The sequence below is a fragment of the Polynucleobacter kasalickyi genome, from assembly GCF_900176405.1.
GTDB lineage: Bacteria > Pseudomonadota > Gammaproteobacteria > Burkholderiales > Burkholderiaceae > Polynucleobacter > Polynucleobacter kasalickyi.
In genome coordinates this window covers 90,689-115,919 of sequence record NZ_FWXJ01000002.1, presented here as the reverse complement: position 1 = coordinate 115,919, position 25,231 = coordinate 90,689, and the positions used below count along the sequence as shown (strand labels likewise).

27 protein-coding genes are annotated in these 25,231 nt (G+C 43.2%); 6 read left to right on the top strand and 21 right to left on the bottom strand.

Features of this window, described 5'->3' with window-relative positions; all coding sequences use genetic code 11:
• Positions 1-14 precede the first annotated feature (14 nt).
• The 3 genes from B8983_RS02560 to B8983_RS02550 are packed head-to-tail and all read right to left on the bottom strand — an operon-like array spanning position 15 to position 2,832.
• Positions 15-833, bottom strand: a complete 819-nt coding sequence (locus B8983_RS02560) for a TatD family hydrolase (RefSeq protein ID WP_084282384.1) — start codon at positions 831-833, stop codon at positions 15-17.
• A gap of 3 nt (positions 834-836) precedes the next feature.
• Positions 837-1,547, bottom strand: a complete 711-nt coding sequence (locus B8983_RS02555) for an ABC transporter ATP-binding protein (protein ID WP_084282382.1) — start codon at positions 1,545-1,547, stop codon at positions 837-839.
• Complete coding sequence (locus B8983_RS02550) at positions 1,540-2,832, bottom strand: lipoprotein-releasing ABC transporter permease subunit (protein ID WP_084282380.1); 1,293 nt, start codon at positions 2,830-2,832, stop codon at positions 1,540-1,542. Before B8983_RS02550 ends, B8983_RS02555 begins: the two co-directional genes overlap by 8 nt.
• 44 nt (positions 2,833-2,876) lie before the next feature.
• Here B8983_RS02550 and B8983_RS02545 point away from each other — a divergent pair, with 44 nt between their 5' ends.
• The 4 genes from B8983_RS02545 to lysS all read left to right on the top strand — a co-directional run bounded on the left by B8983_RS02545 (position 2,877) and on the right by lysS (position 8,353).
• Positions 2,877-3,890: a hypothetical protein gene (locus B8983_RS02545; protein ID WP_084282378.1), complete on the top strand. Its 1,014-nt coding sequence runs from the start codon at positions 2,877-2,879 to the stop codon at positions 3,888-3,890.
• A gap of 13 nt (positions 3,891-3,903) precedes the next feature.
• Entirely contained in the window at positions 3,904-5,658 is a 1,755-nt protein-coding gene (recJ, locus tag B8983_RS02540; RefSeq protein WP_084282376.1) for a single-stranded-DNA-specific exonuclease RecJ, read from the top strand.
• A 31-nt stretch (positions 5,659-5,689) separates the two neighbouring features.
• Positions 5,690-6,794, top strand: a protein-coding gene (gene prfB, locus B8983_RS02535; protein WP_143736069.1) for a peptide chain release factor 2 whose coding sequence is annotated in 2 segments (ribosomal slippage) — positions 5,690-5,770 and positions 5,772-6,794 — 1,104 coding nt in all. Because the reading frame shifts where the segments join, the coding sequence is not laid out codon by codon here.
• Between the two features lie 11 nt (positions 6,795-6,805).
• Positions 6,806-8,353, top strand: coding sequence for a lysine--tRNA ligase (gene lysS, locus B8983_RS02530; protein WP_084282374.1), 1,548 nt, complete (start codon positions 6,806-6,808; stop codon positions 8,351-8,353).
• Positions 8,354-8,434: 81 nt separating this feature from the next.
• On the opposite strand, the gene fdx is transcribed toward lysS, so the two are convergent.
• The 11 genes from fdx to B8983_RS02475 form a co-directional block, all read right to left on the bottom strand.
• On the bottom strand, positions 8,435-8,773 hold the full coding sequence (gene fdx / locus B8983_RS02525) for an ISC system 2Fe-2S type ferredoxin (protein WP_084282372.1): 339 nt from the start codon (positions 8,771-8,773) through the stop codon (positions 8,435-8,437).
• A 93-nt stretch (positions 8,774-8,866) separates the two neighbouring features.
• Complete coding sequence (gene hscA, locus B8983_RS02520; protein WP_084282371.1) at positions 8,867-10,732, bottom strand: Fe-S protein assembly chaperone HscA; 1,866 nt, start codon at positions 10,730-10,732, stop codon at positions 8,867-8,869.
• A gap of 14 nt (positions 10,733-10,746) precedes the next feature.
• A complete protein-coding gene (gene hscB / locus B8983_RS02515) occupies positions 10,747-11,292 on the bottom strand; it encodes a Fe-S protein assembly co-chaperone HscB (protein ID WP_234986864.1) in 546 nt (181 codons plus the stop codon).
• On the bottom strand, positions 11,270-11,593 hold the full coding sequence (gene iscA / locus B8983_RS02510; RefSeq protein WP_084282366.1) for an iron-sulfur cluster assembly protein IscA: 324 nt from the start codon (positions 11,591-11,593) through the stop codon (positions 11,270-11,272). Before iscA ends, hscB begins: the two co-directional genes overlap by 23 nt.
• 123 nt (positions 11,594-11,716) lie before the next feature.
• The gene (gene iscU / locus B8983_RS02505; protein ID WP_084282364.1) at positions 11,717-12,103 is read right to left on the bottom strand and encodes a Fe-S cluster assembly scaffold IscU; all 387 of its coding nucleotides are present in this window, start codon (positions 12,101-12,103) and stop codon (positions 11,717-11,719) included.
• A 26-nt stretch (positions 12,104-12,129) separates the two neighbouring features.
• Entirely contained in the window at positions 12,130-13,350 is a 1,221-nt protein-coding gene (locus B8983_RS02500; protein ID WP_084282696.1) for an IscS subfamily cysteine desulfurase, read from the bottom strand.
• 59 nt (positions 13,351-13,409) lie between these two features.
• On the bottom strand, positions 13,410-13,991 hold the full coding sequence (locus B8983_RS02495; protein WP_084282362.1) for a Fe-S cluster assembly transcription factor: 582 nt from the start codon (positions 13,989-13,991) through the stop codon (positions 13,410-13,412).
• A gap of 282 nt (positions 13,992-14,273) precedes the next feature.
• Complete coding sequence (locus B8983_RS02490) at positions 14,274-14,459, bottom strand: YgaP family membrane protein (protein WP_084282361.1); 186 nt, start codon at positions 14,457-14,459, stop codon at positions 14,274-14,276.
• Positions 14,460-14,509: 50 nt separating this feature from the next.
• Positions 14,510-14,929, bottom strand: a complete 420-nt coding sequence (locus tag B8983_RS02485) for a YeeE/YedE family protein (RefSeq protein WP_084282359.1) — start codon at positions 14,927-14,929, stop codon at positions 14,510-14,512.
• On the bottom strand, positions 14,926-15,372 hold the full coding sequence (locus B8983_RS02480) for a YeeE/YedE family protein (protein WP_439650333.1): 447 nt from the start codon (positions 15,370-15,372) through the stop codon (positions 14,926-14,928). The genes B8983_RS02485 and B8983_RS02480 overlap by 4 nt, the downstream gene beginning before the upstream one ends.
• 12 nt (positions 15,373-15,384) lie before the next feature.
• Positions 15,385-16,257 (bottom strand): MBL fold metallo-hydrolase, encoded by an 873-nt coding sequence (locus B8983_RS02475; protein WP_084282356.1) that lies wholly within the window; start codon positions 16,255-16,257, stop codon positions 15,385-15,387.
• A 97-nt stretch (positions 16,258-16,354) separates the two neighbouring features.
• On the opposite strand from B8983_RS02475, the gene B8983_RS02470 reads away from it, so the two are divergent.
• Positions 16,355-17,194 (top strand): sulfite exporter TauE/SafE family protein, encoded by an 840-nt coding sequence (locus B8983_RS02470; RefSeq protein ID WP_084282353.1) that lies wholly within the window; start codon positions 16,355-16,357, stop codon positions 17,192-17,194.
• A gap of 56 nt (positions 17,195-17,250) precedes the next feature.
• On the opposite strand, the gene B8983_RS02465 is transcribed toward B8983_RS02470, so the two are convergent.
• Genes B8983_RS02465 through uvrB form a run of 7 tightly spaced genes read right to left on the bottom strand, consistent with a single transcriptional unit; the run spans position 17,251 to position 23,878 of the window.
• Positions 17,251-17,676 carry a DsrE family protein gene (locus B8983_RS02465; RefSeq protein WP_084282352.1) on the bottom strand — a complete coding sequence of 142 codons (426 nt, stop codon included), beginning with the start codon at positions 17,674-17,676 and terminating at the stop codon, positions 17,251-17,253.
• 24 nt (positions 17,677-17,700) lie between these two features.
• Positions 17,701-19,431, bottom strand: a complete 1,731-nt coding sequence (soxB, locus tag B8983_RS02460; RefSeq protein ID WP_084282351.1) for a thiosulfohydrolase SoxB — start codon at positions 19,429-19,431, stop codon at positions 17,701-17,703.
• A gap of 12 nt (positions 19,432-19,443) precedes the next feature.
• Positions 19,444-20,070: a sulfur oxidation c-type cytochrome SoxX gene (gene soxX / locus B8983_RS02455; protein ID WP_084282349.1), complete on the bottom strand. Its 627-nt coding sequence runs from the start codon at positions 20,068-20,070 to the stop codon at positions 19,444-19,446.
• A gap of 18 nt (positions 20,071-20,088) precedes the next feature.
• Positions 20,089-20,883, bottom strand: coding sequence for a sulfur oxidation c-type cytochrome SoxA (gene soxA, locus B8983_RS02450; protein WP_084282347.1), 795 nt, complete (start codon positions 20,881-20,883; stop codon positions 20,089-20,091).
• Positions 20,884-20,924: 41 nt separating this feature from the next.
• Positions 20,925-21,236: a thiosulfate oxidation carrier complex protein SoxZ gene (soxZ, locus tag B8983_RS02445; protein ID WP_084282345.1), complete on the bottom strand. Its 312-nt coding sequence runs from the start codon at positions 21,234-21,236 to the stop codon at positions 20,925-20,927.
• A gap of 29 nt (positions 21,237-21,265) precedes the next feature.
• Complete coding sequence (gene soxY / locus B8983_RS02440) at positions 21,266-21,712, bottom strand: thiosulfate oxidation carrier protein SoxY (RefSeq protein WP_084282343.1); 447 nt, start codon at positions 21,710-21,712, stop codon at positions 21,266-21,268.
• Between the two features lie 42 nt (positions 21,713-21,754).
• Positions 21,755-23,878: an excinuclease ABC subunit UvrB gene (uvrB, locus tag B8983_RS02435; protein ID WP_084282341.1), complete on the bottom strand. Its 2,124-nt coding sequence runs from the start codon at positions 23,876-23,878 to the stop codon at positions 21,755-21,757.
• A 129-nt stretch (positions 23,879-24,007) separates the two neighbouring features.
• Here uvrB and B8983_RS02430 point away from each other — a divergent pair, with 129 nt between their 5' ends.
• Complete coding sequence (locus B8983_RS02430) at positions 24,008-25,204, top strand: amino acid aminotransferase (protein ID WP_084282339.1); 1,197 nt, start codon at positions 24,008-24,010, stop codon at positions 25,202-25,204.
• Positions 25,205-25,231: the final 27 nt, after the last annotated feature.

Below are 25,231 nucleotides of genomic sequence, written 5' to 3'. Positions count from 1 at the left end.
AAACTATTACTAAACTAATCTTGAAAGAGTTGATGTAAACGCGGCAAAGCGACTTTTAAATTATGTAAGTTCGTACTTGATACTTCTAATAATGATAACTCTCTAAGAGTCGCAAAGGTCTGTGCAATCCCTGGAATTTCTAATGGTTCATTACGGCGCTTTTGATCAACCGTATCTTTTAACCAAGCGGGAGGAATATCAGGCGCATCTGTTTCTAAGACGTATGCATCCATCGGAACATCCCTTGCCAAACGCCGAATTTGTAGAGACCTCTCATACGTCAGTGTGCCACCAAAGCCTAATTTAAAATTAAGCTGAATAAACTGATTGGCTTGCACCATACTGCCATTAAAGGCGTGTGCGATACCACCAGATAGGCCCATTTTCCGCAAGCGTTTTAAAATTTGGTCTTGGGATTTTCTGACATGCAGAATGACTGGCAAATCAAACTGCTTCGCTAATTTCAGTTGCTGATCAAAAAACCATTCTTGCTTTACTGGATCTAAATCAGTCACAAAATAATCAAGACCGATTTCGCCAATGCCGACAAACCGAGGATGGGTTTGATATTTTTCTACGTATCGCAATAAAGTGTGTACATCCTCTGCGGTGGCCGCAGGTGTATATAGTGGGTGGATGCCAAGGGTAAAACACAGATAAGGCATGAGGGAGCTCCACTGTTCGACAATGGCAATCACTCGATCAAAAGACTTCACATCTACTGCTGGAATTAAAATCCCAGTAACACCCTGCTCAGCCGCCCTAGCTAAAACCAAGGATAGGTCCTTCGAAAACTCTTCGGCATCCAAATGACAATGTGAATCAAACCACATTTCTTACTCAGTTTCTAAAGCAGTAAGGTTGACTAAACCACTGGAGCTGAGTTTTAAAATTCGATCACAACGCTTCGCCCGTAACGGGTCATGAGTCACAATCACAAAGGCTGTGCCTAATTGACTCGCGACCTCCATCATCAAATCAAATACTTGATCAGCTGTCTGAGAATCCAAGTTACCCGTCGGCTCATCAGCCAATACACAACTCGGATTACCAACTAGGGCACGGGCTACAGCAACGCGTTGGCGCTCCCCTCCCGAAAGCATTCCTGGGGTATGTAATAGACGGTCCTTAAGACCTACTTTAAAGAGCATCTCAGTTGCCGCAGACAGGGCCACTGCTTTAGGTAAACCACGAATACGGAGCGGCATTGCCACGTTTTCTTGTGCAGTAAACTCTGGCAATAAATGATGAAATTGATAGATAAACCCGAGTTTTTCATTACGCACTGAGTTACGTTCTGACTCACCGAGAGTCGAAAAATCAACTCCAGATAAGGAAACTGTGCCTGAAGTGGCTTCGTCTAAACCACCGAGAATATGTAATAGCGTACTTTTACCAGAACCTGAAGCCCCTACAATCGCCACTTTTTCACCAGCAGCTACGGCTAAATCAATGCCATTTAATACTTCAAGGTCTTGATGATTACTATGAAATACTTTACGCACCCCTTGAGCTAGCAAGACTGGAGTCACGGCTAATTTATTCATAACGCAGAGCCTCCGCAGGATTAATTTTTGCCGCACGCCAACTTGGATAAAGGGTAGCTAACAAACTGAGGAAGAAGGCCATGAAACTTACCTTCAATACATCCTCTAAATGAATGTCCGAGGGTAGCTCACTAATAAAGTAAATATCTTTTGGTAAAAATTGGACTCTAAATAGAGCCTCAATTGTTGGCACAATCACATCAATATTCGCAGCAATCAGAAGACCAAAAATTACTCCAAATAAAGAACCCAAAATACCAATCGCTAAACCTTGTACAAAAAATATTTTTTGAATCATCCGAGCTGAAGCCCCCATGGTTCGCAAGATGGCAATGTCCGCCTGTTTATCGGTTACCGTCATCACAAGTGTGGAGACTAAATTAAAAGCCGCAACGCCAATAATTAAAGCCAAAATAATAAACATCATACGTTTTTCAGTTTGTACTGCAGCAAACCAATTTCGATTTTGCTGTGACCAGTCGGATGCAAATAAATTACGAGGTAAGCGACGATTCAATTCATATGCAACTAGTGGCGCGAGATGCATGTCATCTAAGCGGACTCTCAAGCCGGTCGGTCTAGATAATCGGGTCATCGCACCGGCATCTTGCCAGTGCATCAATACCAAGGAGCTATCGTATTCATAGTGACCACTATCAATAATACCAACTACCTGACAAACTCTCTGCCTAGGCATGACACCAGCTGGTGTGATGTCGCCATCAGGAACCATCACGGATACTTTATCGCCTAACTGCACTCCCAAACTAAGGGCTAATTGACTACCCAAGGCAATCCCAAACTCTCCAGGTCGTAAATCAAGCATTCGACCATTACTAAATTGCGATGGCAAATCCGAAACATTACTCTCTGCCTGAGGATCAATGCCCCGTAATTCCACCCCGCGCATCACGCCTGCATGAATTAAAAGTCCCTGAGTTTGCAAGAGGGGCGCAACCCCTTTAACATGGGGATTTTGAAGTAATACTTGAGATAAGGCAGGGACATTTTCAATGCCATCTTGCGACCGAATTTCAATATGAGATAAGACCGACAGCATCTTATCTCTGACTTCCTTTTGAAATCCATTCATCACCGATAAAACCACAATTAAAGCGGCCACGCCCAAAGCGATGCCGACCATGGATAAAGTAGCGATAAAGGAGAGGAAACCATCTTTTTTATCGGCTAAGTTTTTCTTTCTAGCACGCACGTACCGTAATCCAATTTCTATATAAATTGGCAACTCAAAAAAAGGTTTACGGTAGTTTTGTGGTGAGTTCATGACTATAGTTTAAATCCTAATTCATTAACCTTTAAAATGAAATCATGAATTTGCAAATTAATTTAATTACCCCGACCCCAAGCGCTTTAGTTAAAAACTCGAAGTTTCATCAAGAAACGGATGAGTTTGAACAATGTGGCACATGGGATGAAATTTTTATGTTGGGTCCACAAGTCCCCCTAGCCGCAATTAAGGCCATTCCATATCAAGCGGTGAATCCCTTAGAAGATTGGGCACAATTAGAACTAGTCCATTTGCATGCAACGCGTGATCATTTAGTGATGGTTGATCCAGTAATTCTCAAGATCACTCGAGACGAGGAAGAAGCTCTCAGAGCTAGTATTGTGGAAGTTTTGGAGCATTTTTTATTCAATAGCGTAATACCCACAGGAACTTCTTGGTTATTTTGCACCAATGAATTTGGCCTTTTAAAAACCAGTACCGTCGATCTAGCCAAAGGTAGAAACATTGATATCTGGATGCCAAAAGATACCGAAAAAGCGGGCGTGGCAAAAAAATGGCGTCAAATGCAAAATGAAATTCAAATGATTTGGCATGATCACCCGGTGAATTTGGCACGCCTTGAGCGCGGCGAACTACCGATCAATTCAGTTTGGCTGCAAGGAGTTGGATCTCTCTCACAAATTCACCCTCACTCCTTCATTAAATTTTCTCGGGAGTTACATGGCAATTCTGAAAACTTAGCCAATTTAGCCCAGTTTTTAAATAAACCCTTTCATACCATCGCTACAGAAAAAATTACCCGCTTAGAATCAGGCATTCACTATATCGATGGACGTAATCAAGTTTCTCCGGATCAGTGGGAGTCGATTTGGCAAGCCTGTATACATCTACTGCATCAAGAACAAACGAAAAACATTCACTTGACGACGGAATGTCTAGGAAATACGCTAACTAGTCAAATTCAACTTGCCGACTTTAAAGTAGGCTTTTTGCAAAACCTGTTTTTCAAAAAAAGTGCACAACAAAAAAGGTTTCCTAAATGGGAACACTTTGCTAGCAAACTGAATTGGCAACTAGAAGAGTCCGCCCCATAAAATATTAAAGAATATGCAACTAATTCAAAGACATACAAACCAGACCCTCATCAACCAGTTCATCGAGTCAGGCGTAGACCCGATCATGGCTAGACTCTGGACCTCTCGAGGCGTTGAACGGGCGGAAGATCTTGCTTTAGAGACCAAGCATTTGCTACCTCCAACGGCATTAAAAGGCTGCATTGAGGCGGCCAAGTACCTTTTGCAATCGATTCAAGCCCATAAAAATTTACTGATTGTGGCGGATTATGATTGTGATGGTGCTACTGCCTGCGCAGTAGGCTTGTTAGGTTTGCAGGAACTGGGTAAGCCCTTTAATATTTCAGTTGATTTTTTAGTCCCTAATCGTTTTACGATGGGCTATGGTTTAACTCCTGAAGTCGTTGAAATGGCGGCTAAGCGAACTCCCAGACCAGATATCTTAATTACGGTCGACAACGGTATTGCGAGTATTGCAGGGGTCGCACACGCCAAGGCAATGGGCATGGAAGTACTCGTTACAGATCACCACTTACCTGCGGATGAAACGCCTGACACGCCTTATATAGTGAACCCAAATCAACGTGGCTGCCAATTCCCCAGCAAAGCATTAGCCGGCGTAGGCGTCATGTTCTATGTCTTATTGGCACTGCGTAAACTCATGCGAGAAGATGGTATTTTTACCCCCGAGAATCAACCCAAAATTGAAGAACTCTTAGATTTTGTGGCGCTCGGTACCGTGGCCGACGTAGCTAGTCTCGATCGCAACAATAGAATTTTAGTTAGCGCAGGTTTAAAAAGGATGCGGGCTCAAAGAATGCATCCCGGTATTGCTGCCTTATTTACCATTGCTGACCGCAAACCCGAAGAGGCGAGTACGTTTGATTTAGGATTTGGTTTGGGCCCGCGCTTAAATGCCGCTGGCAGACTGGCTGATATGACACTTGGGATTCGTTGTCTGATTGCTAAATCCTCCACTGAAGCTCTCACACTCGCCTCAGAATTAGATCGGATGAATCGTGATCGACGCACCATTGAAGCAGAAATGAAAGAAACTGCCCTAGACACGATGGCAGAGATTAACGTAGATCATCAACATGGGTTAACCCTGTTTGACGCTTCGTGGCATCAGGGTGTGATTGGCATCCTAGCCTCTCGCTTAAAAGAAAAGTATCACCGTCCTGTGATTATTTTTGCGCCGGCAGAAGAAACGATGCCGGATGGTTCAGCAATCTTAAAAGGCTCTGGAAGATCCATTAGTGGCTTTCATTTAAGAGATGCGTTAGATGTCATTTCAAAAAAATTCCCAGACATGATTTTAAAATTTGGTGGCCATTCAGCTGCAGCGGGTTTATCTATTAGCCATGCAATGTTAGAACCTTTTTGCACGGCATTTGAAGTGGTCGCCAAAGAAATTCTGAGTGAGGATGCGCTGCAACGTACTTTAATGCATGACGGCGAGTTACCCGCAGCAATGATTGCCGCTCCACTTGTACAGACCATTGCTAATCAGGTTTGGGGGCAAGGCTTTCCTGAGCCAGTGTTTACTGGCCGCTTTAAAGTACTCAAGCAAAGTGTCCTCAAAAACAAACACTTAAAACTGGAATTACAACCCATTGGTGATGAGAATACTAGCTTTTCAACGAATCCGGTATTGGCCGGCATTTGGTTTCATCATCATGAATTAATCAGCTCAGAAACTAGACTTGCGTATCGTTTGCAACTTGATAATTACCTGTCGTATCCGCGGGTTCAACTGATGATCGAAGCAGAGGCTGAAGAAATTTAACCATTTTTGAGCAAGGCTTTATAATGATGGAATGGAAGCCGAACGCATAAACACACTACAAACTAATTTATCCTCCTTACGCACACGCGTTGCTGATCTTCGGGGGTATCTTTGACTACGACACGAAAAAACAGCGCTTAATCGAAGTGAACATGGAGTTGGAAGACTCCAAAGTTTGGGATGACCCGAAACACGCTCAAGCATTAGGTAAAGAGAAGAAACTACTCGATGGTGTCGTCACCAATATTGAAAAATTACAAAGTGATCTGACTGGCGCAATCGAGTTATTTGAACTGGCTGCAGCTGAAGGTGATGAAGACACAATCGAGGCAATCGAAGCTGACGAACAGCAAATCGAGGTGATTGTTGCTGACTTAGAGTTCCGCCGCATGTTTTCTAACCAAATGGACTCTTGCAACTGTTTCTTGGATATCCAAGCAGGGGCCGGTGGAACTGAGGCTTGTGACTGGGCGAGTATTTTACAAAGACAGTACCTGCGGTACTGTGAACGAAAAGGTTTCAAGGTTGAGGTACTAGAGGAATCTGACGGTGATGTTGCTGGAATTAAAAGTGCAACTTTAAAGATTGATGGTGAATATGCCTTTGGTTTTTTAAGAACCGAAACCGGAGTTCATCGCTTGGTACGTAAATCACCTTTTGACTCTTCCGGTGGTAGACATACTTCTTTTGCTAGTATTTATGTCTATCCCGAGATTGATGACTCGATTGAAATCGAAATCAATCCAGCAGATATTCGGACAGATACTTACCGCGCTTCTGGAGCCGGTGGACAGCACATTAACAAAACTGACTCAGCCGTTCGTTTGACGCATATGCCAACTGGAATTGTGGTGCAGTGTCAGAACGACCGAAGCCAACATCGTAACCGTGCCGAAGCGATGACTATGCTGAAATCTAGGTTGTATGAACATGAACTCCGCAAACGTCAAGCAGAAGCCGATAAATTAGAGGCCACTAAAACTGACGTGGGTTGGGGTCATCAAATTCGGTCCTATGTCTTGGATCAAAGCCGTATTAAAGATTTACGAACAGGCGTAGAAGCTTCGAACACCCAAAAAGTTTTAGATGGTGATTTAGATCCTTTTATTGAAGCCAGTCTCAAAATGAACATTTAAAGAGTAATGGAATGACAGAACAAAACAATACCTCCCTACCAGCCACCGAGCATCTTGATGAAAACCACATCATGGCAGAGCGTCGTGAAAAGATTGCTCAATTGCGTGCTAAGGGCGTTGCCTATCCAAATGACTTTGTGCCAGAGCACTTTGCGCAAGACCTACACGCGAATTACAACGCTCTCTCCAAAGAAGAGTTAGGGCAGAAAAACATTCAAGTGAAGATGGCTGGTCGGATGATGCTCAAGCGCATCATGGGTAAAGCTAGCTTTGCGACGGTTCAAGATACCACTGGTCAAATTCAGTTCTACATTAATGATGATGCCACCGGAGCACAGTCTCATAGTGATTTCAAACACTGGGACATGGGCGATATTATTGCCGGTGAAGGGGTTTTATTCAAAACCAATCGTGGTGAATTATCGGTTCAAGTAAAAACACTCCGTTTACTGACTAAATCGATTCGTCCCTTACCTGATAAATTTCATGGCTTACAAGATCACGAAACGAAATATCGTCAGCGTTATGTTGATTTAATTGTTTCAGGTGAAACACGTCAGACCTTTGTGACACGAAGCAAAGCTATGACGGCGATTCGTCATCATATGCAAGATGCTGGCTTTATGGAAGTCGAAACGCCCATGTTACATGTGATTCCAGGTGGTGCTGCTGCCAAGCCGTTCATTACCCATCACAATGCCCTCGACATGGAAATGTATTTAAGAATAGCTCCTGAGCTGTACTTGAAGCGTTTAGTCGTTGGTGGCTTTGATCGGGTCTTTGAAATCAATCGTAACTTCAGAAATGAAGGTGTTAGTCCGCGGCATAATCCTGAGTTCACCATGATGGAATTTTATGCGGCGTACACCGACTATCAATGGTTGATGACTTTTACGGAAGAGTTGATCAGGGATGTTGCCATCAAAGCCCATGGGACCGCTGCACTCACCTATCAAGGTCGTGCATTAAATTTATCTGAACCATTTGACCGCCTGACGATTTGTGAAGCGATTCAAAAATATGGTCCACAATCTGGCAAAAATTACTCGGATGCGCAATTAGCGGATAGAGATTTTATTCGACAAGAACTCAAAGCAGCAGGTGAACATATTGATGGTCCAACCCTCAAAAATGCTGGCTTAGGTGCACTCCAACTAGCACTCTTTGAAGCGTGTGCCGAGGAACATTTGTGGCACCCAACCTACATCATTGATTACCCGATTGAAGTAAGCCCATTAGCGAGAGAGTCGGATGATCGCCCAGGTATTACTGAACGTTTTGAACTCTTTATTACTGGGCGTGAGATTGCTAATGGTTTTTCTGAGCTCAATGATGCGGAAGATCAAGCGGCTCGTTTTCAGAAGCAAGTTGCCCAAAAAGAAGCTGGCGACGAAGAGGCCATGTTCTATGATCACGACTTTATTCGCGCCTTAGAGTACGGGTTACCTCCAACCGGTGGCTGTGGTATCGGGATTGATCGTTTGATGATGTTAATTACGGACTCACCGAACATTCGTGATGTCATCTTGTTCCCTCACCTAAGACGTGAAGAAATCTAGAGAATTATTGAATGCTCTATCACTGGCTTCATTCTCCTTTGATGAGAACGAAGCTAGTGAGTTGTTACTCATTCTTTACTATTAGTGGTTCTCTTTAGCGTGATTAATCGAGTATTTTGGTATTTCAACGACTAATTCACCCTGACCAACAAATGCCTGGCATGACAAGCGTGACAAATGGGTAAGACCCCAAGCACGGTCCAGTAAGTCGTCTTCTACTTCATCACTCGGGTTTAAGGATTTAAATCCCTCTCTTACGATCACATGGCAAGTAGTGCATGCTGCCGACATTTCACAAGCATGCTCAATAGGAATATCATTTTCGAGTAAAGCTTCGCAAATGGAGGTTCCAGGAGTAGCTTCGATGACTGCGCCTTCAGGACAATATTCTTCGTGAGGTAAAACTACAATTTGTGTCATAAGATTTGGTGTGAAAGATTGAGTTATTAAATACTAAATGGCTACTAAAAATTTGCTACTAGCCAAAAAACAAGTTGCTAGATTTGATTGCGGTTAAATATCGTTCAGGTTTTTCCCTGTCAACGCTTTACGAATATTGGCATTCATCCTTTTTGCTGCAAATTCTTCGGTAGCATCGGATAAGGCCGTAATCGCGGTATGGATTTCTTCGGTGGCTTCACTATGTTCTTTTAGTGCTTGTAATTCCTTGATCTTAGATTCAATCGCTAAAGTTTCATCAGCAGACAATAAATCTCCATCTTGTGCCAAGGAACTTATCACTGCCTCTAATAGGCGTTGTGCTTCTACCTGCTCTTCTCTCAGAGCACGTAATTTCATATCTTCTGCCGCACTTTGGAAGCCTTCTGTCAGCATTCGAGCAATATCGCCATCAGCCAATCCGTAACTCGGTTTGACGTGAATAGAGGACTCTACTCCTGAAATTTGTTCTTTCGCACTCACGGATAAAAGGCCATCTGCATCGACTTGATAAGTCACGCGAATCCGGGCAGCACCTGCGACCATCGGCGGAATGCCGCGCAACTCAAATCGGGCAAGTGACCGACAGTCAGGCGCTAACTCACGCTCCCCTTGAACCACATGAATTGCCATCGCGGATTGACCATCTTTAAACGTCGTAAAATCTTGTGCCTTCGCGACTGGAATCGGTGTATTACGCGGAATAATTTTTTCAACTAAGCCCCCCATCATCTCGACACCGAGAGATAGTGGAATCACATCGAGTAGCAACCATTCATCATTTTTGTTTTTATTCCCGACTAATAAGTCTGCCTGTCTCGCAGCCCCAAGGGCAACAACTTCATCAGGGTTTAAATCATTTAATGGGTCTTTTTGAAATAGGTTTTTTACAGCCAACTGGACTGCTGGATTGCGGGTTGAGCCACCAACCATGACCACCCCTTGCACTTCTTCTTGATCAATCGCCGCATCCTTCATGGCTTTTTTAACGGCTAATAGGGTTCTTTGAATCAGGGGTTTGGTTAATTGATCAAACTCCGCTTGAGAGACTGAAAACTGTACCGCTTGACCTGACTCAAAAGTATGTTCAATTAACACCACTGGATGAGAACTTAAGGTCTCTTTCGCACTTTTAGATTTCAGTAGTAAAGCACGACGATCTTCTGCGGATAAATCAGATACTCCTGCATCGTCAATCACTGCTTGCATTAAGGCATGGTCAAAATCGTCGCCACCTAAGGCTGAGTCACCACCGGTCGACAATACCTCAAAGACCCCTTTTGAAAGGCGCAAAATGGAAATGTCGAAGGTACCACCACCTAAGTCATAGATCGCATAAATCCCCTCAGAAGCATGATCTAGTCCGTAGGCTAGCGCTGCTGCAGTGGGTTCATTGAGTAAGCGCAAGACTTTGATGCCAGCTAGTTCGGCAGCATCCTTGGTAGCCTGTCGCTGTGCATCGTCAAAATAAGCGGGAACGGTAATGACTGCTCCCTCAATCTCATCATCAAACGAATCTTCAGCAATTTGACGCAGTCTGGCGAGAATTTCTGCTGAAATTTCTACCGGACTTTTAGGACCAGCAACCGTTTGTATTTGTAACATCCCAGGAGAATCAATAAATTCGTAAGGTAGATTTTGTAAGTTTTTAATATCGTCTAAAGCTCTGCCCATCAAACGCTTGACAGAGATGACAGTATTTTCAGGATCTTCTACTGCATGTGCCAGCGCTTCATAGCCAGCTTGGGTTCTACCGCCAGGTAAATAACGAATAATCGAAGGCAAGATTCTTTGGCCTGAATCACTGTGCAGAACCTCTGGTAAAGCATTTTTCATACTAGCGACTAAAGAGTTAGTTGTTCCTAAGTCAATTCCAATCGCGATACGTCGTTCATGTGGGTTTCTAGATTGACCAGGTTCAGAGATTTGCAGTAAAGCCATATTGTTTTGTTGTTTTAAATAAGTGCAGAAATACGATGATCTATTTCTTCTAAAAATCGTTCTAAAAATAAGCAAGCTCGTAAGTGTTCTAGAGCCTTCTCTAAATTGTGTTGTTCGTCAATTTGAACCGCAATTTGACGCGTAAAATCTTTGAGTGATTGTGTCACCTCGTCTTGCAACTGTAATAAAGCATCTACATCCTGGCGTGCCTCATCCATTGCTTCACGCCATTCCATTTGTTGCATTAAAAATGCTCTTGGCATGGCGGTGTTAGTTTCTAACTCTGCATCTAACCCAGCTAACTCACATAAATAAAATCCACGTGGAATCGGCTGCTTCAAAGTCTGATAAGCAGTATTAGCAAAGGTCGCCAATTGTAAAGATTGACGTTTCTGTGCATCACTCCCTTGTGCATGTCGATCAGGGTGCACTTCTTGCTGAATCTTTACATAGGCTTGATCTAGGCTAGTACGATCAATTTTAAATTGCCGTGGCAATTGAAAAAAATCAAAATAATCTTTAAAAGCGTTACGGGGATTAGACTCTGAAAGATTCACCACACCCGCACTCATCTTTTACATTAGGATTTTGAAACTTAAAGCCTTCGTTTAAACCTTCTCTAGCAAAATCCAACTCAGTACCATCCAAATAAGGCAAACTTTTTGGATCAACATAAACCTTAATCCCCTGCGATTCAAATACTTGATCCTCAGGGAGTGCTTCGTCTACATACTCGAGTTCATAGGCAAGGCCAGAACAGCCAGTCGTTCTTACGCCAAGACGCAGTCCAATCCCCTTACCACGCTTGGTAAGATTACGGTTCACATGCTTCGCGGCTTTTTCCGTCAGACTAATCGACATGATACTTTTCCTTGCTGATTAAAGTTACATCTCTGATGCATTTGATTCAATGACTTCTGCAAATTAAAATTACTAATAACTAAACTGCCACTAAGTGGCAACTAAGTGGCAACTAAGTGACAACTAAGCGGCAGTGTGTTTTTCGCGGTAATCTGCCACAGCTGCTTTAATCGCATCTTCAGCCAAAATAGAACAGTGAATCTTCACTGGTGGCAAAGCTAACTCTTCAGCAATTTGGGCGTTCTTAATCTCAAGTGCTTGGTCTAAAGTTTTACCTTTCACCCACTCTGTTACCAAAGAGGAAGAGGCAATCGCTGAACCACAGCCATAGGTTTTAAATTTCGCATCTTCGATCACACCTTGATCATTCACGCGAATTTGTAATTTCATTACATCGCCACAAGCTGGAGCACCCACCATACCAGTACCTACTGCCTCATCACCTTTTTCAAAAGAACCAACATTGCGTGGGTTCTCATAATGATCAATTACTTTATCGCTATATGCCATGATTTATCCTCAAAAATTCAATCTATTTAATGTGCTGCCCACTGGATCGTATCTAAATCGATACCATCTTTAAACATCTCCCACAAGGGAGATAGTTCGCGTAATTTAGAAATCTTTTCTTTCACTAACTCAATTGTAAAATCAACTTCCTCGACCGTTGTAAAACGTCCGACACTAAAACGAATGGAACTATGCGCTAATTCATCGTTACGGCCTAATGCTCGCAGAACAAAGGATGGCTCTAATGAAGCTGAGGTACAAGCTGAACCTGAGGAAATGGCAACATCTTTTAATGCCATCAACATCGATTCACCTTCAACATAATTAAAACTGACGTTCAAATTATGGGGCACCCGTTGATTCATATCACCATTCAAATAGACTTCTTCAATCGTTGATAAACCAGCCCATAGGCGATCCCGCAACATTCTAATTCTGGCACCCTCTTCCACCATTTCTTCTCTGGCGATACGGAAGGCTTCCCCCATCCCAACAATCTGGTGAGTAGGCAATGTGCCTGAGCGCATACCTCTTTCATGGCCACCACCATGCATTTGCGCTTCAATTCGAATCCTTGGTTTACGACGCACATACAGCGCACCAACGCCCTTGGGACCATAGGTTTTATGGGCAGAAAAACTCATTAAATCGACTTTTAAATTAGCCAAATTGATATCAATTTTGCCAGTCGCCTGGGCTGAATCGACGTGGAAAATAATGCCTTTTTCACGACACATTTCACCAATTTTTTCAATATCTTGGACTACGCCAATCTCATTATTGACATACATCACAGAAATCAAAATCGTATCTGGACGGATCGCTGCTACTAACTGATCAAAATCAACTAGGCCATCTTCTTTTACATCTAAATAGGTGGCGTCGAAGCCCTGACGTTCGAGCTCTCGCACGGTATCCAGAGTCGCTTTATGTTCTGTTTTTGGGGTAATAATATGCTTACCCTTGTCTTTATAAAAATGAGCTGCACCTTTAAGCGCTAGGTTAATACTCTCCGTCGCACCACTCGTCCAAACGATTTCTCTTGGATCGGCACCAACCAGATTCGCAACGTTCGTGCGAGCCTCTTCCACTGCCTCTTCTGCTTCCCAGCCAAATGCATGACTGCGTGAGGCTGGATTACCAAATTGCTCTCTTAAATAAGGTAGCATTTTATCGACGACTCTAGGATCAACTGGGGTAGTAGCTGAATAGTCCATATACACCGGGAAGTGTCTAGCACTAAACATTGGCAATGGATTTAAAACGGGAGTGTTATGCTGGCTCATTTTTTCAATTATTAAATATACTAAGTTTGTTGTGCAAAATTAAAAACAGAGTTAGCGATGAAAGGTTTATTTTCAGCTTCCACTAATTTTTTTCTTCTTTTATCGATAATAGCCTGGCGCTTTTCAAGCTCATTTGCGCTGACCATTGGACTACCTTTTACAAAAGTTGGAATATGAGTGTCTTTGTCTTTTTGAGCAACGACAACATCATTCAACGTAACAGATTGTAAATAATCCACCATTTTTTTGTTGAGGTTGGACCATAATTCATGCGTCATGCATTCGCCGGAATGACCACGCTTACTTTGGCAGTTCCCTTTATTGCCACATTGGGTGGCATCGATTGGCTCATCCACTGCTGTAATAATTTCAGCAATCGAGATTTCTTTGTCATCTCTGGACAAGGAATAACCACCTCCAGGACCGCGGGTACTTTGTACAATATTGACGCGACGTAACTTCCCAAACAACTGTTCCAAGTAAGATAACGATATATCTTGCCTAGAACTGATCTCGGATAAAGTGACCGGGCCGTTATGCTGCCTCATCGCCAAATCGATCATTGCGGTTACTGCAAACCTACCTTTAGTTGTCAATCTCATATTTCTCCAACTTTCATCATTTAGTCAACAGCCGGATTGGTGTCCAGCGCTTTAAATATCTTTGAGAGCTTGGTAAACCCATCAAATTACTTTCATTATAACAAATACCCGACTGAAATGCTCGGGATTAGAAATACCACTGTTTTAAGGTCCCCATTTGGGCAATACCGATGTTTTAGAAAAAAGAGCGTGCGTTGAGTCACACGAAGGATAGCAATTAGGCCTAAGCTTCCAGCCTTACAATGTATGCGTTACCACCACTCTTTTGAAGCGGATCAACAATTATTCTTTCGGTGTAGTCTTAAAGCCAAGAATCTTATAAGCTGGGCAAAAGCGCATGAGACCGGTCACAATCAGAATTAAACCAACCCAACCCCAAACGCCAATCACACTGATGAGGGTTAAAAACACCAGCATTAAACCCACCACGATGCGTACGATACGATCATTCAAACCGATATTGTTCATTTAAAACTCCTTTATTTACTCAACCGACGACAAAAACGAGGCCTGTGCCATTATTTTTTCCAGTAATGGGATGCCAGATCAACCGCTTTCATTCCTAGAATCATGGGAATGAGGAAAAATAGGAGTTGGTAACGACCATCGCCTAAAGCGACAATCGCTGGGCCTGGGCAGTAACCCGCGTAGGCCCAACCAATGCCAAACAATAAGCTACCGACCATAAGTCTGGGATCAATATGCGTGGTACCTGGAAAGTGTAAAGATTCTCCCAGTAAAGTTTTTTGACGCTTTTTTAACCACTGAAAGGCAATGAAGGTCACTGCAATCGCCCCGGCCATCACGAAACCTAATGAAGGATCCCAATTCCCGAACAAGTCTAAAAAGCCAATTACTTTAGCGGGATTGGTCATCCCCGATAAAATAAGACCAAAGCCGAAAACGAGTCCACTAATGAGTGCCGTAAGTTGATTCATGAATTCACTCCGTGTAAAAAGTAATAGCCTGCGATAAAGCCAGAGCCCATAAAGCATAGGGTGGCAATGAGCGAGCGCGGTGATAAGCGCCCTAAGCCACAAACACCGTGTCCACTGGTACAACCTGAGCCTAGGCGAGTACCAATCCCGACTAAAGTTCCGGCGATGATCAGTTGCAGTATCGTGGCATGATCTTGCGCTTTCGGAATATAAGCTACCGACCGGTAAAACATGGGCGCAAGCAACATTCCAAAAATAAATAACAAATGCCAACGAAAATGTTCCTTGGGTGGCGTACCAGCGGTAAACAACTGTGAAACGATGCCCGATACACCCATAATCCGACCGTTAAACAGCGCCAATATAGCTGCTGCTAAACCAATCAAAATACCGCCAGCTAAAGCACTTTGCGGAGTAAATTCATGCCAATTAATTGTGATCATAGTGTTACTTTTCTATAGCTGATTTAAAGGAATTTTCAAATAAGACACACCATTTTCTTCTGGCGGTGGCAAGTGTCCAGCTCTAATATTGATTTGAATAGATGGCAAAATGAGTACTGGCATATCTAGAGTTTGATCTCTTTTAGTGCGCATCGCAACAAATGCCTCACCACTCACTCCCTCATGGACATGAATGTTCGACTGCTGCTCCTCTCTCACCGTTGTGAGATAAGCGACTGGCCGATTGGTAGGCGGGTAGTCATGACACATAAATAAACGTGTCTCCGGTGGGTTTGATAAGATTTTTTGGATCGATTGATATAAATGCTCAGCATTCCCTCCTGGGAAGTCACATCTAGCCGTACCAACATCTGGCATAAATAAGGTATCGCCCACAAATATGGCATCTCCCACTTGGTATGCAACACAAGCAGGGGTATGCCCAGGGACAAAGATTGCTTTACATGCTAAATTGCCAAAGGACCAGATCTCATCAGGAACTAGCAACTCATCAAACTGCGAGCCATCGACTGGAAAACTCGACTCTAAATGAAAGATGTCTTTAAATACGGTTTGAATTTTCGTGATTTGGTTACCAATAGCAATCTTGCCACCTAAATGGGTTTGTAAGTAAGGGGCGGCACTGACATGATCAGCATGGGCGTGAGTCTCTAAAATCCACTGACACTGCAAGCCACTCTCCTTGACAAACTGAATCACTTCATCGGCACTATGGGTAGAGGTTCTGCCAGACTTCGGATCATAGTTCAAAACCGAGTCAATGATGATGCAAGGGGTATTAATTGCTTCATAAACGACATGAGTAAAAGTCCAAGTAACCGGATCAAAAAATGTTTTTACGATTGGTTGCGATGTGGATTTCAAAATTTAACTCCCAAAAAACGGCAATAAGGTATAGAATCAGTCTTTATATTACTATAAATAATATACTTATAACCTTTAAGTCTTAAAATATTTATCTATGACGACTCATTTACTTGATCAAATTCAGCTCGCTAATGAACTTCTACCAACGTCATTGGGATTTGTGGTCGGTTTTATCCTGTCTCTGACGGGAGCTGGTGGAGCAATTCTATCCGTTCCCCTCCTGGTATTCGGAATGGGACTTTCGGTTAGCCAAGCTGGGCCAATTGGCTTATTAGCAGTCAGCATTTCGGCGGGGATTGGCTCAATTTTTGGCCTTAAAGAGCGCATCTTACGATATAAAGCAGCTGGACTCATGGCCATGTTTGGCCTGACGCTATCCCCCATCGGCCTGTATGCAGCACATCAATTACCCAATAAACCCTTAACCTTAATATTTTCTATCGTCTTGTTTTACGCCTCAATCCGGATGATGATTCAATCTTATAAAGAAGCAAAAGGCATTTTGAATGAACAACAGAAAATCGTTCCTTGCCTCTTAAATCAATCGATTGGCAAACTCATTTGGACCGTCCCCTGTGCTCGCTCATTGGCTTTAGCTGGTGGTGTTGCGGGATTTTTTTCTGGTCTACTGGGCGTCGGTGGTGGCTTTATTATTGTGCCAGCTCTCAAAAAAGTAACTGACTTGCCTGTAGCTTCGATTGTTGCCACCTCGCTTGGAGTCCTAACCATCGTCTCGCTAGGGGGCGTCATCAATTCAACCCTAGCAGGCTTAATGATGTGGCCCATTGCGATTCCCTTTGCCGGGGGCTCCCTCGTTGGTTTGATGATTGGCAGAACCATTGCGAAAAAATTAGCAGGTCCGACGATTCAACAAATCTTTGCTATTTTTTCATTTTGCGTTGCGGTAATGATGGGCATTAAAGGCCTATCTTAAGCTCTATCCGCTCTATCAATCCCCAAGAAAAAAGGCCTTGTTTGTGGGAATATAGCTTAAGGTTTGATGTAAGCAAAATGATTGCGCGACTGTAACTGCGCAATGCGCACGACGCCAGACGGGGTAAAGTCAGCATCTAATACGAACTGATTTTTATTTAATTGTCGATTTTGTAGCGTAATCTCACACACCTCAAAACGCACGCCCCTAGATTTCAGCGCAGCTACTAATGGCGCGTACTCTGTACCACTTTTCGTATCACGCATGCCCTCCATTAGCATATCAACGCCTTGCGCATGGGTTACCACCACAATTTGCGTATCAGGCGCTGCGTCCAAATGATTACGAAGATTACGAAGTCCTTTTAAACCTTGACTTTGCGTATCATCAAAGTGATATACCACTTGATCTGGTGCAGCCAAGGCTACATTCATACCCATAACGGATAGAACCCACAACAAGCTAATGAACACTTTTTTCATGACAACTCCTTTTTAATATACTCTTTAAGTCTTACTGAGACCTTTGTTGCCGGTCACATTTTTAATCAGTGGAATATTCGGACGCAATTGCGTGACTACTTTTAGATCCGCCAAATATTTTGAAATAATATCCCAAACCGGTGGTGCAGAAGAACCTTGCACGTCGGGATTGACGGAAGCCCATCCAGCGACTTTATACACTTTACTAGCCTCTAATAGTTGACCATTGATGCGCATATCAGAAATGCGATTACCCATCTTGGCAAAAGGATCGATCGCATAAGTGAGGCCACCGGTACGAACCATATCCCCTCCTTGTTGATAATACGGATCAGGATTAAATAGATTATCGGCGACATCTTCTAAGATATTCTTGAGATCCTCGCCCTTCTGCATCGACACTGTGGCTTGTGGATACGTAATGGCCGTTTGATCCATTAAATGTTCCATGGTGATATCTTGCCCGGGTAACAAAGTAGTACCCCATCGAAAACCAGGGGAAAAAGCGATTGGTGCATCTTGCACTTTCATCAAGCCATCGACAATCAATTGATCAAAGGTGCCATTAAAGTTCCCGCGACGATACAACAGTGTATCGGTCTTAGCGAGAACTTGTTGTAACTTTTCCTCATAAGGTCGTCTGACCTGATTGATCAATGCTTGCATTGACCCATCAGCAGGAATGAGATTCGAGAAGACAGGTACTAATTGGTAACGAAACTCAGTAATTCGACCTTGTTTGTAGGCGAAATCGAGGACACCCAAAAACTTTCCATTCGAACCAGCATTGGTGACTAAAGTAACGCCGCCAGCATTCTTTACATGAATTGCCTGGGCGATGCCATCATGCGTATGCCCACCTAAGATTGCATCAATACCGCGTACTCTAGTCGCTAATTTCAAGTCCACATCCATGCCATTATGTGACAACAGAACGACTACTTTAGCCCCTTTAGATCTGGCTTCATCAACAGTTTTTTGGAGATTTTCTTCTTTAATACCAAAAGTCCAATCGGGTGTGAAATATCTTGGATTAGCAATTGGCGTATACGGAAATGCTTGACCAATCACAGCCACTAACACACCATTCATTTCTTTCAGAACGTAAGGCTCAAAGACCGGATCGCCAAAATCACTCGTCTGAATATTTTGGGCAATGAAGGACACCTTATCCTTAAAGTCACGCTCCACAATCTGTTGAACACGCTCAGCTCCAAGTGTCATTTCCCAATGGGCCGTCATCACGTCCACCCCTAGCAACAAGGCAGCGTCTACCATATCTTGCCCTTTGGTCCAAAGCGCCGTCGCACTTCCTTGCCAAGTATCTCCACCATCGAGGAGTAAGGCTCCTGGTCTATCTGCTCGCAATTGTTTCACGAGAGTGGCGAGATGTGCAAAGCCACCGACCTTACCGTACGCATGCGCGGCACTAGTAAAGTCTAAATGGGTAAAAGCATAAGCCTTTGCAGACTTGGGGGCAATGTTGAAAGCCTTTAGATATTCCTGACCGACTAAATGTGGCGGACGATTCAATTGCGAGGCAACACCAATATTAAATTGTGGCTCTCTAAAGTAAATGGGATTTAACTGCGCATGACAATCCGTAAAGTGCAAAAAATGTAAATTACCAAATTTCGGTAAATCATAAAAATTTTTCGCCTGAACTTCCGCGCTAGCGATCTCACTCGACAGACTTAATCCAGCACTTGAAGCAACAGACAGAATCTTTAAAAATTCTCGACGATCAAGACTCATGTCAGTCAGACTTTATTGATTAACTGGTGAATTTGGATCTAATAATAAGGCCATTAAGTCCTTCATTTGCTCTTGGGTTAACAAATTAAAGTGGCCAAAGCGTGGCATGTTACTGCAGGCATTATAGGACTTTGAGTTGTAAATCCGGTTCCATGTATATTCAACAATGGGCGCAGAATTCCCTCTAGTTTTGCCATAAGCTGCTAAGGAAGGGCCCATGGTGCCATGAGAAATTTCTTTTGGATCAATCTGGTGACAGTTATAACAACCACCACCGTTGACCGTATTGGGACCATCGGTAAAAGTTGCACCACGTCCACTCTGAGCAACCTGTTCACCTTTTTTCCAATCACCGAGGAAAACACCATCGACTGGTTTAGGGATCTTGGCTAAGGCTTCAGTTTGGAGTGTGATAGCTTTTGCCTTGCCTGCCTTTGAATCGCGATATTTCTCATCTGAACAAAGGAGTTGCAATTCATCTTGCGTTAAACGACTTAAATCAGCGACGCCGGCAGCAACAAAACTACTTTGCATCATTTGCACGACTTTGGGATCTGCTTTTTCAGCCGCATGAATCGTTGGATTAATACCAATGATCAATACCATCAAAGCAAAAGATATTTTTAAAATTTGGTTCATTATGTTCGCTTCCTGATTTTAGCGTTTCAGACCAGGGGTCTGAATGATTCCCCCATTGCCTTTTGAGGCCATATACATCGATAGGGCAACCGTAGCATCAGAGCCGTAAATCGGCATCGGGAGTCGTTGTTGTCTAAAACAATCGTTTAACCGTCGTTGCATGGTCCAAAACTCACCACTAGAAACTCGGTAAGCAGGCCAAGATCCCCAGCCTTCAGCAGCCCCTTTTGCAGTGGTGATGTTTGGAAGATCTTGTAAACGAATCCGTTTATTATTTTGGGAGTGACAGGTTGCACAAGAAAAGTCCATCGGACCCGCTTGATAAAAGAATATCTTGGCGCCTAGTTGCGCCATTTCTTTTTCTTTCGGATGTTTAGGTACCACTTTAATCGGTAAGTCTTTAGACTCAGTCACCACATAAGCAACTACGGCTTCTAAGTCTTTTCGCAAGCCTTTACCAAAAGCATCTTTGATGACATCGCTTGACGCAATTCCCTGCAAAGTTTCCATGCAGGACATTAAACGTGACTCAAGGTCTTGGACCCGATTGGTATCAGAGAAATATCTTGGCAATTCAGCGAATGCCCCTTTCACGACTCCAGGGCCCTTACCCAAATCACACTGTTGCAAAGTTGCTTGCTTCGGGCCATTTGGTTTGACCCAAAGTTCCTCACCTGCCGCCGCGTATAACTCAGCAGGGTTGCCATCGGCAATCATTTCTCTGTACTTGGCAATTTCATCTGAAATATTTTGCCCAAACACCACTTGACTTAAACAGCCGAGAGTAAACAACAGTACTAAAGATTTTTTCATTGGATAAAGCCTTACAAGGTAAAAGGAATCGACATCAAATATTACGCAATCAAAGCGCGATCAGTTCTCGTTTCGCCTTTTGAGTCAAACCAAGTAATTGTAATTTCGTCGCCTTTTTTAGGACCTTTAATTTTGAAATTCAAAAATGGGTCTTTCGAAATTGCGGTGCCAAACTGGGCTTTAAAAACTTCTTTAGCACCAACTTTAGCCACCAAATTAGTAATAAACCAAGCTGGAATCACTTTGCCAGCTGCGTCTTTACGCTGCCCAGTTTCCATATCATGTTTCATTAATACTTTTACATCTACTAAACCATTTACTTCAGATGCTCTAACGCGCATTGGATCTGCCATATCAATTCCTTTTATTGAAGATCAATCAATTAACCGCCACAACCACCAAGTGTTACTTTCACTTCTTTAGAAGCGATGTACCACTTTTGATCAGCCTTTACTAACGCATAGACGTTGGATGTTTGAGCCATCTTCACGCGTGTTGATACAAAAGGCTCAGCCCCTTCGGGGAAATAAAAAATACCGGACAAAGCAGTCGGATTCTTTTCCACAATAATGGCCATCTGACTAGCTTTCAAGGTGGTTGCAATCACAATGGGAACCACTGCACCATTTTCTGCAATATCAGGTGCTGTAAGATTGACGCCGGATGATTTTTCGGTGCCACCACCACCTAGTGCTTTGACCACATCATCCAAGGATTTACCCTCGAATGCTTGTTTTTCCCACTCATTAGCTTGAGCTTGTGTAATCAGACCACTACTGGCCATTAAGCCAAACAGGGTCGTCATTTTCAATAATTCGCGACGATTCATTAATTGATCCTTAAGTAACTTTTTTTTATATTTTAAACCGTTTTAAACAATAGGATGATCTACGGGTAGAGCCCCAAAAGCCATGGCACGAATTTTAGCTAAACGGTCTCGCGCTTGAGCCGCCTTCTCAAATTCCAGATTACGGGCAAACTCCACCATTTCTTTTTCAAGACGCTTAATTTCTTTCGCCAGATCTTTTTCGTTCATTTCCTCAAACTTGGCTTTTTCTTTTGCGTTCTGCCATTGCGCTTTTTCGTCATCCACATCATAAACACCGTCAATGATGTCTTTGATTCGCTTTGAAACCCCTTTAGGAGTAATACCGTGCTCTAAGTTATAACTAGTTTGTTTAATCCGTCGTCGCTCAGTTTCATCCATGGCTCTTTTCATGGAGTTCGTAATCCGATCAGCGTAGAGGATTGCTTTCCCATTCACATGTCGAGCTGCTCGACCAATCGTCTGAATCAAACTTCGCTCAGAACGCAAAAAGCCTTCTTTATCAGCATCTAAAATAGCGACCAAGGACACTTCCGGAATATCTAAACCTTCGCGGAGCAAGTTGATACCCACCAAGACATCAAACATCCCCAATCGTAAATCACGAATAATTTCTACGCGCTCGACGGTATCGATATCAGAGTGCACATATCGTACTTTGACGCCATGATCCGACAAAAAGTCGGTTAATTGCTCAGCCATCCTTTTCGTTAAAACAGTAACCAATATTCTTTCATTTTGAACCGTACGCTCTTTAATTTGACTTAAGAGGTCATCGACTTGGGTCGTCGCCGGTAATACTTCAATGATGGGATCAACCAGCCCAGTAGGCCTTACTACCTGCTCTACCGTATTACTCGTCTTGTTATTCTCGTAATCAGCAGGGGTTGCGCTCACAAATACCGTCTGACGCATTTTTGTTTCAAACTCGGGGAATTTTAGGGGGCGATTATCTAAAGCGGAAGGCAATCGAAAACCAAAATCTACCAGCGTGACTTTACGAGCTCGGTCACCGTTATACATGCCATTAAATTGACCAATCAGAACATGAGACTCATCTAAGAACATCAAAGCATCAGGCGGCAAGTAATCGATTAAAGTAGGAGGCGCCTCACCTGGTTGACCACCGGATAAATGCCTAGAGTAGTTTTCAATTCCTTTACAAAAACCTAACTCTGCCAACATCTCTAAATCAAACCTAGTTCTTTGTTCGAGTCGTTGCGCTTCTACCAACTTATTATCTTTATAAAGTTCTGCCAACCGATCCCGCAACTCTTCTTTAATTTGCTCAATCGCCCGCATCACGGTTTCACGCGGGGTTACATAATGTGAGCCGGGATAGACGGTAAAACGAGCAACTCGTTGTTTAATTTTGCCGGTAAGTGGATCAAAAAACTGTAAAGAATCGACTTGATCATCAAATAATTCGACGCGCACCGCGAGTTCATTATGCTCGGCTGGGAAAATATCAATCGTATCGCCCCGTACCCGAAAAGTTCCTCGGTGAAAATCAACATCATTACGGTCATATTGCATCGCGACTAAACGCTTCACAATGTCTGACTGGGATAATTTATCCCCTTGACGCAGTACCAATACCATCTTGTGATAATCACCTGGATTACCGATACCGTAAATCGCTGAAACGCTGGCTACGATAATTACATCGCGTCGCTCTAATAAACTTTTAGTGGCGGATAAGCGCATCTGTTCAATATGCTCATTAATCGAGGAATCCTTTTCGATAAACAAATCACGTTGTGGCACATAGGCTTCAGGTTGGTAATAATCGTAGTAACTCACAAAGTATTCCACCGCATTGCGTGGAAAAAATTCTCGAAACTCACTATATAACTGCGCTGCCAAGGTCTTGTTCGGGGCAAAAATAATGGCTGGCCGGCCCATCCTGGCGATCACATTCGCCATGGTATATGTCTTACCAGAACCGGTTACCCCAAGCAAAGTTTGATAAGATAAACCATCTTCAATACCTTCTACCAAACCTGCAATGGCAGTCGGTTGATCACCAGCTGGTAAAAAGGGTTGATAAAGCGCATAAGGCGAGTTTTCAAAGTGTACAAACTTCGATTCGTCAAGGCTTGGCGCAGGCGCAACTCCTGATTTTTCTTTGCCACTAGGGTTTTTTGCCTTGGATTGTCGAGTAGCCATGAGAGTTTGGGTAAAATACTATTGCTAGTTTTAATAATTTAAGCAGTCAATTATGCAGTTTTTTTTGATTATTGACAGAATCATTTCATTTTTTAACCTTTTTACTACTTTAAGAAACAATAAGCCTAAATGACCCTATTTTCATCTGTTGAATTAGCACCTCGCGATCCTATCCTCGGTCTCTATGAGACATTCAATGCGGACTCAAACCCTAATAAAGTGAACCTGGGTGTCGGCGTCTACTTTACTGAAGAAGGCAAGATTCCTTTATTACGCGCAGTTCAAGTTGCTGAGAAAATGATTTTGGAGAATCCAAAAGCCCGTGGGTACCTGCCCATTGAAGGTATTGCCGCTTATAACAATGGCGTTCAACAACTCCTTTTTAGCTCAGAAACTGAGATGACTGGTGCTGGACGCTCTGCTAGCTTTGAAACTCTGGGCGGAACTGGAGCCCTGAAGGTTGGCGCAGATTTCTTAAAACGACTCAAACCCAACGCTAAAGTAGCAATTAGTGACCCAAGTTGGGAAAATCATCGTGCCTTGTTTGAAGGCGCTGGCTTTGAAGTGGTTAATTACCCTTATTATGACCCTACTACCCGTGGTGTTAATTTTACGGAGATGAAGGCGTATTTATCTGCAATGCCAGCGGATAGCATCATTGTGCTCCATGCTTGCTGTCACAATCCTACCGGGGCTGATTTGAGCCCAGCGCAATGGGAAGAAGTGGTTACGATTTGCCAAGAGAAAAAATTAATTCCCTTCCTTGATCTTGCTTACCAAGGATTTGCCGATGGTATTTTCGAAGATGGGCTAGCAGTGCGCCTCTTCACCCAATCAGGCTTGTCATTTTTCATCGCTAGTTCTTTCTCCAAATCATTCTCCTTGTACGGGGAACGGGTTGGTGCTTTATCCGTTGTGACCCAGTCCAAAGAAGAAACTGCCAAAGTGGTGTCTCAAATTAAGCGTGTTATTCGTACGAACTACTCCAATCCCCCAACGCATGGTGCAACCATTGTGGCAACTGTTTTAAACGATACTGCGCTGCGCAATATGTGGGAGCAAGAGTTAATGGAAATGCGTGATCGTATAAAGGCGATGAGAGAACTATTAGTCACCGAACTCAAAGCAGCTGGCGCTAACAAAGACTTTGAATTTATTAAAGTGCAACGAGGTATGTTCTCCTATACTGGACTTTCCAAAGAACAAGTGGATCGTTTAATCAATGAACATAGTGTGTATGCAGTGGGTACCGGTAGAATTTGTGTAGCATCTTTGAATACAAAGAATATCAAAACTGTTGCCCAAGGTATTGCTGCTGTTCTGTAAAAAAATAATCCCCATTCTTAGCCTAGT

Coding starts and splice junctions, on each gene's coding strand:
- B8983_RS02490 (WP_084282361.1), bottom strand. CDS start 14,459: ATGAACAATATCGGTTTGAATGATCGTATCGTACGCATCGTGGTGGGT.
- B8983_RS02500 (WP_084282696.1), bottom strand. CDS start 13,350: ATGTTTAGTGCTAGACACTTCCCGGTGTATATGGACTATTCAGCTACT.
- soxY (WP_084282343.1), bottom strand. CDS start 21,712: ATGAATCGTCGCGAATTATTGAAAATGACGACCCTGTTTGGCTTAATG.
- lysS (WP_084282374.1), top strand. CDS start 6,806: ATGACAGAACAAAACAATACCTCCCTACCAGCCACCGAGCATCTTGAT.
- iscU (WP_084282364.1), bottom strand. CDS start 12,103: ATGGCATATAGCGATAAAGTAATTGATCATTATGAGAACCCACGCAAT.
- soxZ (WP_084282345.1), bottom strand. CDS start 21,236: ATGGCAGATCCAATGCGCGTTAGAGCATCTGAAGTAAATGGTTTAGTA.
- uvrB (WP_084282341.1), bottom strand. CDS start 23,878: ATGGCTACTCGACAATCCAAGGCAAAAAACCCTAGTGGCAAAGAAAAA.
- soxX (WP_084282349.1), bottom strand. CDS start 20,070: ATGAACCAAATTTTAAAAATATCTTTTGCTTTGATGGTATTGATCATT.
- B8983_RS02545 (WP_084282378.1), top strand. CDS start 2,877: ATGAATTTGCAAATTAATTTAATTACCCCGACCCCAAGCGCTTTAGTT.
- B8983_RS02430 (WP_084282339.1), top strand. CDS start 24,008: ATGACCCTATTTTCATCTGTTGAATTAGCACCTCGCGATCCTATCCTC.
- hscA (WP_084282371.1), bottom strand. CDS start 10,732: ATGGCTTTACTGCAAATCTCTGAACCTGGTCAATCTAGAAACCCACAT.
- B8983_RS02560 (WP_084282384.1), bottom strand. CDS start 833: ATGTGGTTTGATTCACATTGTCATTTGGATGCCGAAGAGTTTTCGAAG.
- soxB (WP_084282351.1), bottom strand. CDS start 19,431: ATGAGTCTTGATCGTCGAGAATTTTTAAAGATTCTGTCTGTTGCTTCA.
- B8983_RS02495 (WP_084282362.1), bottom strand. CDS start 13,991: ATGAGATTGACAACTAAAGGTAGGTTTGCAGTAACCGCAATGATCGAT.
- recJ (WP_084282376.1), top strand. CDS start 3,904: ATGCAACTAATTCAAAGACATACAAACCAGACCCTCATCAACCAGTTC.
- fdx (WP_084282372.1), bottom strand. CDS start 8,773: ATGACACAAATTGTAGTTTTACCTCACGAAGAATATTGTCCTGAAGGC.
- B8983_RS02465 (WP_084282352.1), bottom strand. CDS start 17,676: ATGAAAAAAGTGTTCATTAGCTTGTTGTGGGTTCTATCCGTTATGGGT.
- soxA (WP_084282347.1), bottom strand. CDS start 20,883: ATGAAAAAATCTTTAGTACTGTTGTTTACTCTCGGCTGTTTAAGTCAA.
- B8983_RS02555 (WP_084282382.1), bottom strand. CDS start 1,547: ATGAATAAATTAGCCGTGACTCCAGTCTTGCTAGCTCAAGGGGTGCGT.
- B8983_RS02480 (WP_439650333.1), bottom strand. CDS start 15,372: ATGATCACAATTAATTGGCATGAATTTACTCCGCAAAGTGCTTTAGCT.
- B8983_RS02485 (WP_084282359.1), bottom strand. CDS start 14,929: ATGAATCAACTTACGGCACTCATTAGTGGACTCGTTTTCGGCTTTGGT.
- B8983_RS02470 (WP_084282353.1), top strand. CDS start 16,355: ATGACGACTCATTTACTTGATCAAATTCAGCTCGCTAATGAACTTCTA.
- B8983_RS02550 (WP_084282380.1), bottom strand. CDS start 2,832: ATGAACTCACCACAAAACTACCGTAAACCTTTTTTTGAGTTGCCAATT.
- iscA (WP_084282366.1), bottom strand. CDS start 11,593: ATGTCGATTAGTCTGACGGAAAAAGCCGCGAAGCATGTGAACCGTAAT.